The sequence below is a fragment of the Zobellia roscoffensis genome (assembly GCF_015330165.1).
GTDB lineage: Bacteria > Bacteroidota > Bacteroidia > Flavobacteriales > Flavobacteriaceae > Zobellia > Zobellia roscoffensis.
Map to the genome: position 1 here is coordinate 1,739,807 of NZ_JADDXT010000002.1, position 14,473 is coordinate 1,754,279.

Annotated in this window: 8 protein-coding genes; 5 read left to right on the forward strand and 3 right to left on the reverse strand. The window is 38.4% G+C overall.

The window, feature by feature from the left end; translation table 11 throughout:
- Window positions 1–336 precede the first annotated feature (336 nt).
- Entirely contained in the window at window positions 337–5,856 is a 5,520-nt protein-coding gene (locus IWC72_RS07400) for an alpha-2-macroglobulin family protein (RefSeq protein ID WP_194529344.1), read from the forward strand.
- Between the two features lie 75 nt (window positions 5,857–5,931).
- On the opposite strand, the gene IWC72_RS07405 is transcribed toward IWC72_RS07400, so the two are convergent.
- Together IWC72_RS07405 and IWC72_RS07410 are read right to left on the reverse strand one after the other, a co-directional pair.
- Window positions 5,932–6,351 carry a lipocalin-like domain-containing protein gene (locus IWC72_RS07405; protein WP_194525564.1) on the reverse strand — a complete coding sequence of 140 codons (420 nt, stop codon included), beginning with the start codon at window positions 6,349–6,351 and terminating at the stop codon, window positions 5,932–5,934.
- 181 nt (window positions 6,352–6,532) lie between these two features.
- Window positions 6,533–7,066 (reverse strand): CvpA family protein, encoded by a 534-nt coding sequence (locus IWC72_RS07410; protein ID WP_194529345.1) that lies wholly within the window; start codon window positions 7,064–7,066, stop codon window positions 6,533–6,535.
- 84 nt (window positions 7,067–7,150) lie between these two features.
- Here IWC72_RS07410 and IWC72_RS07415 point away from each other — a divergent pair, with 84 nt between their 5' ends.
- The 4 genes from IWC72_RS07415 to IWC72_RS07430 all read left to right on the forward strand — a co-directional run bounded on the left by IWC72_RS07415 (window position 7,151) and on the right by IWC72_RS07430 (window position 13,245).
- Window positions 7,151–7,504 carry a hypothetical protein gene (locus IWC72_RS07415; RefSeq protein ID WP_194528090.1) on the forward strand — a complete coding sequence of 118 codons (354 nt, stop codon included), beginning with the start codon at window positions 7,151–7,153 and terminating at the stop codon, window positions 7,502–7,504.
- Window positions 7,505–7,612: 108 nt separating this feature from the next.
- Entirely contained in the window at window positions 7,613–9,958 is a 2,346-nt protein-coding gene (gene pbpC / locus IWC72_RS07420) for a penicillin-binding protein 1C (protein ID WP_194529346.1), read from the forward strand.
- Between the two features lie 100 nt (window positions 9,959–10,058).
- Entirely contained in the window at window positions 10,059–11,540 is a 1,482-nt protein-coding gene (glpK, locus tag IWC72_RS07425; RefSeq protein WP_194525570.1) for a glycerol kinase GlpK, read from the forward strand.
- Window positions 11,541–11,577: 37 nt separating this feature from the next.
- Complete coding sequence (locus IWC72_RS07430) at window positions 11,578–13,245, forward strand: glycerol-3-phosphate dehydrogenase/oxidase (RefSeq protein ID WP_194529347.1); 1,668 nt, start codon at window positions 11,578–11,580, stop codon at window positions 13,243–13,245.
- Between the two features lie 100 nt (window positions 13,246–13,345).
- Here IWC72_RS07430 and IWC72_RS07435 read toward each other — a convergent pair whose 3' ends face one another.
- A complete protein-coding gene (locus tag IWC72_RS07435; RefSeq protein WP_194529348.1) occupies window positions 13,346–14,341 on the reverse strand; it encodes an NAD(P)H-dependent glycerol-3-phosphate dehydrogenase in 996 nt (331 codons plus the stop codon).
- Between the last annotated feature and the right edge of the window lie 132 nt (window positions 14,342–14,473).

Sequence of the window (14,473 nt, forward strand, 5' to 3'; positions counted from 1 at the left end):
TTGTAAGTAGGCGCGTTCTAAAAAAGTAGGAGAGAAAAGTGGGGTGTTCTCGTGTTCTATGAAACGATAAGGGGAATCGTTCTGGGGCGAATATCTAAAATATATTGCTTACTCCGGTTCATAAATTTCAATTTTCGATGAAATACACCTTTCTGTTAAAGTAATGTAAGTCAAACCGTACGTGGGTTTTGGGTTTCTATTTTACTTCTTATATCAAACAATAATCAATCTATTTCGTTCATACTGTAAACAGGGCTTTTTTGTGTGTTGGAATTCAATGAAAACCGTTACGTGTTCTGTCTATTAACTCTTATTTTTGTTTAAAATAATCGCTTTATGAAGGTCCATTTACTTTTTCGTTTTCTGCTCCTTTTTGTTTTTATATCGGCATGTACTTCAAAAAAGGAAGATGCCGCTAACCAGGCAGATAACCTAAATCGCTTTCAAGAATATGTTGGGCAAGTTTCTCACGGAATCATTTCTGCACAGAGTAGTGTAAGAGTGGTTCTTAATACTCCTATTGAATTTTGGAATGCAGGAGACGAATTGGATCAAGATCTTTTTGAAATATCGCCAAAAATAGAAGCTAAGGTAGTAGCTCTAGATAGCCGTACAATTGCCTTTGTTCCCCTAAATGGTTTTGAGCAAGACACTGAATATAAGTTTCAACTGAATTTAGATGATATTATTACCGATTTACCTGATGATCTAGGGGATTTAAACTTTACCGTAAAAACCTTAGAACAGCAATTCAATATTTATACTGATGCATTACAGTCCTATTCAAAAGAATATCAATACATAACCGGCCGGCTGCACATGGCAGATGTTTTTCCTCTGGATAAGGCAAAACAGTTGGTTTCTGGAACTCATAATGGAAAGTCGGTTTCTGTTAAGTTTGATGCGGGAACAGAAAAAGGAACTGAGTTTTCTTTTAAAATAGATAGTCTTCAAAGGTTAGACGAAGATTCTAAATTAAAAGTCTCATGGAGCGGAGAGCGGTTTAGTGTTGATAGTAAGGGCGAAGAATCAATTACAATACCAGGAAAAAATAATTTCACGGTTTTAGATGCTTCGGTAGATATAGGCAAGAATGCAATAGTTTCCATCAATTTTTCCGATCCAATTAAAAAAAGCCAAAACTTTAATGGCTTGGTTGTATTAGAACAGGACGATGCGGTTAAATATGCCGTAGATGGTAATACATTAAAGGTGTACCCTTCCAAGGATATAGAAGGGACGGTAACACTAGAAGTTTATGAGGGCATACAAAGCGCTGATGGTAATAAGTTAAAAAACAAGTTTACGGAGCGGATAGCTTTTGAAAGGTTAAAGCCAGAAGTAAGACTGCTTTCTAACGGAACTATTTTACCATCCTCTAATAATCTTAAGGTCAATTTTGAGGCGGTAAGTTTGGCATCCATAAAAGTTTCTGTTTTTAAGATTTATGAGAACAATGTGCTCCAGTTTCTTCAAAACAGCAATCTTAATGGGCAAGGTGATTTACGTGCTGTAGCAAGACCTATTGCTCGCAAGAAAATTACTTTGGAAAACCTGTCTAGTACTAATGGAAAGTGGGTTGCTCATGCGCTTGATCTTAAAACTCTCATTACACCGCAAGAAGGTGCTATGTACAGGGTGGAATTAGATTTTGGACCGGAGGATAGCGCATATGGTTGCGAGGGTTCAGGGTTTGAGGTCTCGGTTGAAGATGAGGATAATTTTGATGAGGAAAAGGAAAATAGCTCTTGGGACAATGTAGAGAACTATTATTATGATGATTACTATTACGACTATAACTGGAACGAAAGGGAAAATCCTTGTGATAAATCGTATTACTACAATAAAAAAGTAGGCATGAATATTTTGGCCTCGGATATTGGTGTGACGGTCAAAAAAGGAATCAATAAAAGCTATTTCGTTGCCGTAACGGATATATTAAATACGCAACCTATTGCAGGGGCTAAAGTTACTTTTTACAACTATCAACAACAGCCTCTGGGGCAAGTGGTAACAGATGTTGAAGGCATGTCCGTTTTTGATGGAGATCGTCCGGCTTATTTTGCGATTGCCGAGAGTAACGGTCAAAAAACGTATGTAAAACTAAATGATGGTAATGCGCTTTCCGTTAGTAAGTTTAAAGTTTCCGGAGTAGCGCTTCAAAAAGGACTTAAGGGTTTCATTTTTGGCGAAAGAGGTGTCTGGAGACCTGGAGATGATATTTTTCTTTCTTTTATGCTGAATGATAAGGCACATGAATTACCGGAAAATCATCCTGTAAAGTTAGAGTTGTTTGATCCTTACAATAAAGTTGTTCATCGTGAGGTCAGAACAAACGGGCTCAATAATTTTTATCAGTTTAATCTTAAAACAGACGAAAATGTGCCTACCGGTAATTGGTTGGCGAAAATTTCGGTTGGTGGTGCTACATTTACAAAATCTCTTAAATTAGAGACCATCAAACCAAATCGGTTGAAGATAAAAACGGAATTTGATGATGAAATTTTGAATGCATCCAAATCCATTACCGGTAGTATGGAGGTAAAGTGGTTGCACGGCGCAATTGCGAAAAATCTAAAAGCTGATATTACTGCGAAATTCAATGCAACAACTACCACATTCAATACGTTTCCTGGTTACGTTTTTGAGGACCCTACCCGTAATTTTTCGGTAGAAGATCAAGTGGTTTTTGATGGAAAGGTAGATGGTGAGGGCAAGACACGTTTTAGTATGAATCCTCAGTTAACGACTATGGCACCCGGTATGTTAAAAGCAGCATTTATAACCAAGGTGTATGAAAATGGAGGTGATTTTAGTACAGATGTGTTCTCTAAAACTTATTCACCGTACAATACCTACGTTGGGCTGACCGTTCCTAAAGGCGATAAAACCAGGGGAATGCTATTGACAGATACACCTCATACATTTGATGTGGTTACGGTAGATGAAAAGGGCAGCCCTAAGGCTACTAAGAGCTTAAATGTGACTATTCATAAAGTAAGTTGGAGATGGTGGTGGGATACCTCTGCGGACAATTTATCCAATTATAGCAGTAGTCAATACCATGAAAAAGTATTTGAAAAAACAATCAGCACCAATGCCAGTGGAAAGGGTAATTTTAAGTTTGAATTAAAGTACCCGGAATGGGGTAGGTATTTGGTGCGCGTGCAAGACCCTAACGGAGGTCATGCCGCAGCAAAGACGATATACATAGATTGGCCTGGCTGGGCTGGAAAATCTCGTAAAACTGACCCTTCCGCCGCAACTATGTTGGTTTTTTCTACGGATAAGGAAACCTATAATGTTGGAGAAAATGCTACGGTTACCTTTCCTAGTTCAGAAGGAAGTCGTGCTTTGGTTACAGTAGAGAACGGCACGGAAGTTTTAAAAAGTCTTTGGGTAGATACGGCAAAGGACGAGACAAAGTTTCAACTTGCTATAAATGAGCTCTATGCGCCCAACGTTTTTGTTCATATTTCTTTATTGCAGCCCCATGCAAGTACTTTGAACGATAACCCTATTCGGTTATATGGTGTAGTACCGATTGCTGTTGAAAACCCAGCGACAAAAATTACACCTGTTATTGCAATGCCCGAAGTCTTGCAGCCGGAAGAGACCATAACGGTTAGGGTAAGCGAGAAGAGCAAAAAGGCAATGACGTATAGTATTGCTATTGTAGACGAAGGGTTATTGGATTTAACACGCTTTCAAACTCCAGACCCATGGGGTACTTTTTATGCTCATGAAGCACTAGGTGTAAAAACATGGGATGTATTTGATGATGTTATTGGAGCTTTTGGAGGTAAAGTAAATCAGGTATTTGCTATTGGTGGTGATGGAGAATTGGCAGGTGCAAAGAATAAAAAAGCGAACAGGTTTGAACCTATGGTGGTTCATTTGGGTCCTTTTAGCTTGAAGGAAGGGGAAGCCAAGTCACATGAATTTAAGATTCCCAAGTATGTTGGGTCTGTTAGAACCATGGTTGTTGCAGGTAATTCGCAAACCGAAGCTTACGGAATGGCCGAAAAATCAACTCCCGTTCGTAAACCTTTGATGGTATTGGCATCCTTACCTAGAAAAATCACACCTGGTGAAACCGTAACCTTACCGGTAACGGTATTTGCAATGGAAAAGAAGGTCAAAAATGTGACTTTAAAATTGAAGGCAGACCCATCGTTCACTATTTCAGGTGATGCTACTCAATCATTAACTTTTACACAACCAGATGAGAAAATGGCTTATTTTCAGTTGAAAGTGGCCGATTTTAAAGGGATAGGCAAAGTCATTGTTGAGGCTTCCGGTAATGGCGAAAAGGCTTCTTTTGAAATCCCTATAGATGTGGTAAACCCCAATCCGGTTACCTCAGAAATGCAAAACATCGTTTTGGAACCTAATTCCGAGCAAACCATAAACCTGGAAACTTTTGGTATCTCAGGAAGTAATTCGGCAGAAATTGAGCTTTCTACTTTGCCTCCAATGAATTTTAATGGGCGCATGCAAAACCTCATTCGCTATCCTCATGGATGTTTGGAGCAGACTACGTCTGCGGCTTTCCCACAGTTATATCTCTCGGATATTTTTGATTTGGATGGCAATAAGAAGAAAAGTATTCAGCAAAATATAGTTCGAGCTATTAAAATTTTAGGCGGTTATCAAAATGCTACAGGAGGATTTTCGTATTGGCCTGGACAGAACTATTCCAATGATTGGGGGACTTCTTACGCCGGTCATTTTTTATTAGAGGCAGAAAAGAAGGGGTATGTGTTGCCTATAGGCTTTAAATCTAGTTGGCTAAAATATCAGCAGAATAGTTCAAAACAATGGCGTTCGGGTATTAATAGTTCAGATTTGGCACAGGCGTATCGCCTATATTCTTTAGCGTTGTCAGGAAATGCAGATGTATCTAGTATGAACCGGTTACGAGAAACAAGTGGTTTGTCCAGCGAGGCAAAATTCCGTTTAGCGGCTAGTTATGGATTAATTGGTCAAAACAATGTCGCCAAGGGTATTTTGAGCACGGCAAAACTTGATTTTGAAAATAACGGTTATGATTATTACACTTACGGTTCATCCGACAGAAATAGAGCAATGGCTTTAGAAACCTATGTTTTGTTAAAAGATAAAGTCAAAGCTCAGAATATGGCAAAAACAATTGCTGAACGCATCTCGGAATCTAATTGGCTGAGTACTCAGTCTACCGCATATAGCTTGATTGCTATGGCCAAGTTTGCTAATTTGGTAGGTGGTAAGGGTATAAAAGCCGCGTTGGTTGTAAATGGAAACTCAGAAAACGTCAGTACCTCAAAGACCTTGGCAACTCGTAATATTTCCATGAAAAATGGAAGGAACACAATTGCGATTAAAAACACAGAAGCCAGTACTTTGTTTGTTTCTATTGTAAACCAAGGAATTTTACCAGTAGGTGGGGAGAAATCAATTCAGCGGAACTTAGTGGTAGAAACGGTTTTTAAAGGAAGAAACGGTTCTTTGTTAGATGTCAGTCAAATGGCGCAGGGCACGGACTTTGTTGCCGAGGTTACCTTAACGAATACTACTAGTAAAGCAGTTAAGGATATGGCGCTCACTGAAATTTTCCCTAGTGGATGGGAAATTGTGAATACGCGTTTTACTGATTTTGGGGAGTTCGCAGACAACCAGGTAACATACACAGATATTCGTGATGACCGCAGCAACTTTTATTTTGACATGGATAAAAATGAAACAAAAACATTCAGGGTGCTGTTGAATGCCTCTTATTTAGGGCGATACTATTTGCCAGGTGTTCAAGCAGAGGCTATGTACGATAATGAATATATGGTGCGGACTAATGGTCGTTGGGTAGAAGTGGTTCAGTAAAATTTAGATGGATTGTAGAAATAAAAAAGACCCTTACAAAGGGTCTTTTTCTTATTTAGGTAATAGATATATGTTTTATTTTTTCTTGAATTTTTCTTGGTATTCGCCGTTACCTTCATTAATAGTAAGCGTTAGAATATCTCCAGAAACCTTATATTTTGCAACGGTTATATCTGAATTTCCATCGGTGCCATAATCCAATTGAACCTTTCCATTAAACAAATAAGTCCATGAACCGGAATCGTGAGTTCCTTCTATGCAGTCACCGCTTGTACTATCTGTGCTGTGGAGTTCATAATCTAAAATGTTACCATCTTTAAATCGTAGAATATCCATGCTCTCACAGTCATTAGCAAGTTCTTCGCCTTCAGAATCTACATATGCAATATAGGACCAAGTTCCTAATAAGTCACCATCGTCACCGGAGTCGTCGGATTTACACGAAGTTAGAATACAGCCTACGGCCATAAAAAATAATAAAATAGGTTTTTTCATTTTTTAATCTGATTTGGTGAAGTACTAAAACGTCTCTGAATTATAGAAATTACATGGGAGACCATGTTTTAGAGCAACTACCACTTTTAAAGATGAAGTTTATTGTTTAACTGTTGTTTTATTCGAGAGTTGAATAATTGGCAAGTATAGCTTTTCTATATAATGTTAAGGCATATGGTTCTTAAGTACTTGCCTGCAACGTTTCTTTTTCTATTTCGCCTTTTGGGTTTATTTCTTCTTGAAGGACATTGTCAAAAATAAATGCACCAATTTCTTTAATGGGTTCGTAAAGTATGGATTCCTGCATGGTCTCACCTTTGACAACACCTGTGGAATTATTCACACGTTCAAAGAAAATGAGTAAAGCACCTAAGATTACGGCTACTTTAACAACCCCAAAAATTCCACCAGCAACCTTGTTTAAAAGTCCTAACATAGCAAAGTTGGCTATTTTGGTTAGGAATCTTCCCGCTAATTGTACAGCAAGAACAATGACTATAAAGGTGATTACAAAAGCGGCAATATTAATATACCGTTCGTTCCATTCCATATTCTGGGAAAGGTAATCACCTGCATAATATGAGAAATGGATAGCGCCATAAATACCCGCAATTAAGGCAATAATAGAGGCAATCTCTACAAAAAGTCCGTTTTTGAGACCTTTCCAAAGTCCATATAAAAGCAGTAATCCTAAAATAATATCTAAGAAGCTCATGATTGATGTCTTTACACAAAAGTAGTATTTTGATTTGTACCTTTGCAACTTATATCTATTCCGCGGAATAATGCAAAAGAATTAATGGCAAGAGACGAAGAGTTAAAAGAAAAATGGAATGTATTAGTGGGTAAATTATCTACTCAATTTGCTGATGGAGATACATTAGAACTTGATGCAATCATATATTTAGTAGGGGTTCAGGAACTAGGGCAATATCACAGAAAATATAAAAAGAACGATAAATTAGACCTTATGCATATTGCTATTTGTCGTTTATTGGAGCCCTATGGTTATTATGAGTTTGAGTTTTTTGATGATGATGGTTGGCCCCATTATACCATTAAAGAAGAGTTACCCGCATTAAAGGCTGGGGAACAATCTGTTTTAATGAAAGAGGCCATTGTCGGTTATTTTGTTGATAAGGAGTATATCTAATGCGTTATGGTATTGACATATAGAATGTGCTGCAACCGAAACACTAGCGATTAGATTTGTTAGAAACCCTGATTTTTTGTCAATACAGGGATAATATTTGTTTAAAAAATGAAGAGGATCCGCTCATTTGGCAGAAGGCACCCAAAGAAGCTGATTTTTTTGGTAGTTTTTCTTATTGCGTATTATTTCTGTTTACCTAAAAAGTTATTTAAATCGCCCACGGCTACTGTGGTAGAAAGTAAGCAGGGCGCTTTGTTAGGCGCTATGATTGCAGATGATGGTCAATGGCGGTTTGCAGAGGTAGATAGCGTACCGTATAAGTTTAGGACTTGTATTCTTCAATTTGAAGATGCGTATTTCTACAAACATCCCGGCTTTAACCCGGCGGCTATTGTAAAGGCAGTTGGGGCCAATATAAATGCGGGTAGAACGGTACGTGGAGGCAGTACGATTACGCAACAAGTAATCAGATTGGCTAGAAGCGGTAAAACACGTTCTTATTTTGAAAAGGGCATAGAACTGATTTTGGCAACGAGGCTGGAACTGAGTCGCTCAAAAGATGACATTCTAAAGCTTTATGCCAGTCATGCGCCTTTTGGAGGTAATGTTGTGGGTATAGAAGTGGCGGCTTGGCGTTATTTTGGGCTTCGCCCGCATCAATTGTCATGGGCAGAATCTGCTACTCTAGCAGTATTACCAAATGCTCCAAGTCTAATTTATCCTGGTAAGAATCAGGAGAAGCTTCTGTCCAAACGTAACCGATTGTTGAAGAAACTATTTAAAGAAAAGTTGATTGATCGTACAACCTATGATTTGGCATTGTTAGAAGGTCTTCCGCAGAAACCCTATCAACTACCAAAGGCAGCACCGCATTTAGTGCAGTATTTGGCCAAAGAAAACAAGGGCAAACGTATTAAATCTACTGTGGATGTCAACCTTCAAGCTACTATAAATGCTATAGTTCAAAAACATCATCAAAATCTAAAACAGAATCAAGTACACAATGCCGCGGTTTTGGTTCTTGATGTCCATACGAGAAAGGTTTTGTCGTATGTTGGCAATACGCCTACTTCAAAAGAACATCAAAAAGATGTAGATATGGTGCAGGCAAACAGGAGTACCGGAAGTATCATAAAACCGTTACTATACTCCGCAATGTTAGATGCAGGCGAGCTGTTGCCAGATATGTTAGTGGCAGATATTCCAACACAAATAGCGGGATATTCGCCTGAGAATTTTAATGAAAACTACGGTGGAGCGGTAGAAGCAAAAAAGGCCTTGGCGCGTTCTTTAAATATTCCTGCAGTTCGATTGTTGAAAGAGTATGGATTAGAAAAGTTTAGAGATCAATTAGATGTTTTTCAACTTGGGGGGATTAATAAATCTGCAGATCATTATGGGTTAACATTAATTCTAGGAGGAGCGGAAAGCAACTTGTGGGATTTGTGTAAAACATACGCTAATTTGGCGTCTACCCTAAATCATTTTAACACAACTTCAAGCGAATATTTCAAGAATGAGTTTACGGATTTGATTTTAAAAACAAACCAGACAGTCGATTTTGGAGAATTATCGACTGAAAAAACTGTTTTTGATGCGGGCAGCATTTACCTCACTTTTGAGGCTATGAGGGAGGTGAATAGACCAGAAGGCGATGAATCTTGGCAGTTCTTCGATAGTAGTAAAGAGATTGCTTGGAAGACCGGGACTAGTTTTGGAAACAAAGATGCTTGGGCTATTGGGGTGACTGCAGACCATGTGGTCGGTATATGGTTTGGGAACGCAGATGGAGAGGGAAGACCAAATGTTACCGGAGTAACTTCTGCCGCACCCTTATTATTTGATGTTTTTGATGTGCTTCCTCAAAGCAAATGGTTCCAAAAGCCGTTAGATGAGTTTGTAGATATCGAAGTTTGTACTCAAAGCGGATATTTAACAACAGATATTTGCCCAAAGAAGACTATTTCTATTCCTAACAAGCAGAATTATGTCTCAGAATGTAAATATCATCAAATGGTATATTTAGATCGTGCTAAACAATTTAGGGTAAATTCTTCTTGTGCGCAATTGGCTTCGGCAGTATCTGAATCTTGGTTTGTGCTTCCACCTTTAATGCAGTTTTATTATCGATCTACGCATCCAACGTATAAATCTTTACCCCCTTTCCGGAATGACTGTATCAATACTAGTGTTTCGCCAATGGAGTTTATATATCCCAAAAATGGAAACCGTATTACTTTAACCAAAGGGTTTGATGGAAAAACGAACGAGCTGATTTTGAAATTAGCGCATACAAAGCCTGAAACGGAAGTATATTGGTACTTAGACGAGACATTTATTGGACAGACCAGAAATTTTCATGAAATAGCAATTCTTCCTAAAAAGGGGCAACACAAAGTAATGGTTTTAGATGCCTATGGTAATGAGATGTTTGTATCAATACAGATTGAATAAAATTAGATTCCTCGCTATGTAATTATTTGCTTATATTTATTTATATTTGCTGTGCTACACTATGCTACTTTGTATGGTTCAAGCCATAAACAATTATCATATGAAATACATAATATCGTTAGATCAAGGAACTACTAGTTCACGTGCTTTACTTGTGAGTCAAGATGGCCAGATACAAGGTATGGTTCAAAAAGAGTTCAAACAAATTTTTCCAAAATCAGGTTGGGTAGAACATGACCCAAAAGAAATTCTAGAAACCCAAATGGGTGTTTTGGACGAATTGTTGAAAAAGGAAAAAGTTGATGTTAATGATATTCAAGCAATAGGTATCACCAACCAACGGGAAACCACAATGGTTTGGGATAAAACTACAGGTGAGCCTGTTTATAATGCCATTGTATGGCAAGATAAGCGTACAGCAGACATATGTGAACATTTAAAAAAGACGGGTTTAACGGAGCATGTTCGTCAGACCACAGGGTTGGTTATTGATTCTTATTTCTCCGGAACCAAGGTAAAATGGATTTTAGATAATGTTGAGGGCGCTCGTGCGAAAGCTGAAAATGGCGATTTGCTAATGGGTACTGTGGATACATGGTTGGTGTGGAATATGACCAATGGTGCAAACCATGTAACGGATTATACTAACGCATCCCGTACAATGATTTACGATATCGTAAACCTAAAATGGGACGATAAGATGCTGAAAGCGCTTGGTATTCCTAAACTCATGCTGCCCGAGGTTAAACCATCTGCTTACCATTTTGGTGATTATGAAATTGATGGAAAGAAAATACCTATTGCGGGTATTGCTGGTGATCAACAAGCGGCACTTTTTGGACAAGGTTGTTTTAAAAAGGGTACTGCCAAAAATACATATGGTACGGGTTGTTTTATGCTTATGAACACCGGCGAAACCCCTCAGTTTAGTAAAAATGGCTTGCTTACTACCATTGCTTATGGTTTAGATGGTAAAGTGAACTATGCACTCGAGGGGAGTATTTTTATTGCAGGAGCGGCAATTCAGTGGCTTCGTGATGGGTTAGAATTAATTGACAATGCATCGGAAACCGAGGCGTTAGCAGATTCTGTGGAAGGTGAAAACCCTGTATATGTAGTGCCTGCTTTTGCTGGCCTTGGAGCTCCATATTGGGATATGTATGCTAGAGGAGCAGTATTTGGACTTACAAGAGATACAGGTAAGGCTCATCTGGCAAAAGCGACTTTAGAGTCTTTGGCATATCAGACAAAGGATATTCTAAAAGCAATGGAGGACGATTCGGAAATTCAACTAAAAAATCTTCGTGTAGATGGCGGGGCATGCGCTAATAACCATTTAATGCAATTTCAGGCAGATATATTAGATTCTGAGGTGCACAGACCAGAGGTAATAGAGTCTACGGCTATGGGAGCAGCATTTTTAGCGGGTATTCAAGTAGGACTTTGGAAACAGGAAGATGTTGATCAAAATAGGCCAATGAACAGAATCTTTAAGCCTACCTTTGATCGTGTAAAACGCAAACGTTTGTACAAAAAATGGAAACAGGCCGTTGAGCGTACCAAAGGTTGGGATGATAAATAAGTAATAGTAAAAACGGTACATAGAAAGACATAAAGCTATGAAAAATATAAGGTTCTCTAATTTAGATAGAGCAAAAACAATACAGGAGCTAACCAATGACACGTATGACTTGGTTGTAATTGGTGGCGGTATTACAGGAGGTGGAATAGCACTAGATGCGGCTTCACGTGGATTAAAAGTGGCCCTTTTGGAAAAAGGCGATTTTGCATCAGGTACCAGTAGTAAATCTACAAAACTAATTCATGGTGGATTGCGCTATTTAAAGCAGTTTGATTTTTGGTTGGTAAAAGAGGTAGGTTCGGAGCGTGCGATTGTTCACAAACTGGCGCCACACTTGGTATTACCTGAAAAAATGTTGCTACCGCTTATTGAAAATGGTTCTTACGGTAAGTGGTTAACATCAATTGGCCTGAAAGTATATGATATTTTGGCACAGGTTACTGGTGAGGATAAACGAAAAATGTTGGAGAAGAAAGAGGCTATGAAACTAGAGCCCTTACTTCCTAAGAAAATAGTAAAAGGTGCAGGATATTATGCGGAATACCGTACGGATGATGCGCGTCTAACTATTGAAAATATTAAGTCTAGCTTATTATTTGGCGCTCAGGCATTGAATTATGCTTCTGTAGAGGACTTTGTCTATGTAGATGATAAAGTGGCAGGAGTTAAGGTAAAAGATGGTGTTAGCGGTGCTACATTTAGTATTAAGTCTAAATATGTGATTAGCGCAGCTGGTCCATGGGTGGATGAACTTAGAAGTACCAATAACTCTAAAAAAGGAAAGCAGCTGCACTTGACCAAAGGGGTGCATTTAGTATTTCCTAAGGAAAAATTACCAATAAAACAATCGGTATATTTTGATGTTCCGGACGGTAGAATGATGTTTGCCATTCCGCGTGGAAAAATAACTTACGTAGGTACTACGGATACTAATTTCAATAAGGATAAGGATAATGTTCGTACAGATTTGGCAGATGCTATTTATCTGATTTCTGCTGTAAACAATATGTTTCCGAGCATCAATTTAGAAATGGAAGATATTATTTCTTCTTGGGCAGGTTTACGTCCGTTAATTCATGAAGAAGGCAAATCTGCTTCAGAACTGTCTAGAAAAGATGAGATTTTTACTTCAGATACAGGCCTTATAAGTATTGCTGGAGGAAAGCTCACCGGTTACCGTAAAATGGCAGAGCGGGTTGTTGACCGTATCGCTAAAAAAATGGAGGAAGAAGACGGTACCCAGTTGAAGGAATGTTATACAGAAAAGATATTCTTATGTGGGAATGTTGATTTCAAAAAATTCAAACACGTTGAAAAGTATATTGCTGAGGTTTACAGCCGTATTAAACCTGATGGCTTTTCTAAGCACGATGCTTGGTTCTTGGTTACCAATTATGGTAAGCAGACGGAAATGATCTTGGAAAACTATGCAGCGTTAAAAGATGCGGATAAATACGTCCGTATGGCAAAAGCTGAACTTCAATTTGGTGTTGAGTTTGAAATGGTCCAAAATCCAATGGATTTCTTTATCAGAAGAACGGGTAGATTGTATTTTGATATTGATAGTATCCGTACTCTAATGGAGCCTTTACTAGAAGAGTTTAAATCAATTTTTGCTGTTGATGACGCTCAGGTTGCTGAATGGAGAGAAATCCTAATGAAAGAACTAGATGACCACTCGAACTTCACCCTAGACCGCGTATAGTTCGCAACCGGGTGAAATTGTAAAAAATTAATGTTGAGTGATAAGTCGGTCCGTTTTCCAAAGAAACGGGCCGATTTTGTGTTATACCGATTGGTATGTATTAGTCTAATTTGTCCGTCAGCGCTGTAAAGACTTTTTTTGCGCTTTTATTCTCGTAAAGAACCGCGTATACAGCATCTATTATAGGCACTTTTACTTTTTTCTTGAAATTAGATTTAATAGCATAGGCGCTTTTAGTGGCGTAGTACCCTTCCGCAACCATGCGCATTTCCATCTGCGCACTTTTTACGGTATACCCCTTACCAATCATATTGCCAAACATACGGTTACGGCTAAATGTGGAATATCCTGTAACCAACAAATCGCCCAAATAAGCAGATTCATTAATATTACGGTCTATTTTATGTATACGTTTTGTGTAACGTTTCATTTCGCGAATGGCGTTGCTCATAAGCACGCTTTGGAAATTATCTCCATAGCCCAATCCGTGGGCAATACCGGCGGCAATGGCATAAATATTTTTGAGCATTGCGGCATATTCGGTACCTATAATATCTTCGGTAACTTTGGTTTTAATATAATCGCTGCTTAAATTTTTGGCAATGTAAGCCGCTTTTTCAGTATCTGCACAAGCAATAGTCAGATAAGAAAGACGTTCTAGGGCCACTTCTTCTGCGTGACAGGGTCCGGTAATGACGCCAATATTTTCAAAAGGGATGTTATATTTTTCATGAAAGTGTTCCCCAACTATTAATCCAGATTCGGGCACAATACCTTTAATAGCGGAAAACACGATTTTATCCTTTAAAGAACTCGTTATTTTCTTTAACTCACCTTCAACAAACGCAGAGGGTATAGCAAATATCAAGATATCCGAATTATCTACCGCTTTATTGATGTCATCGGTAAGTTCTAATTTGTTGGTGTCAAAAGTAACGGAAGTAAGGTACTTGGGGTTGTGTTTTTGAATGTTGATAAAACCAACGGCATCTGAATTCCGCATATACCAGCCTACCTTTTCTTGGTTTACACAAAGCATTTTCACAATGGCTGTAGCCCAGCTGCCGCCGCCTAATACTGTAAATTTTTGGGTCATAGCACTATAATAGATGTCTTAGTTACTGTTAAATGGTTGGTTATAGGTATTGGAATTTCACTTGGTACAAAACTAGTTAATTTTAAAACCGAAACCTTAAGTGTTGATTAATAGTGCATTAAGAATAATGGC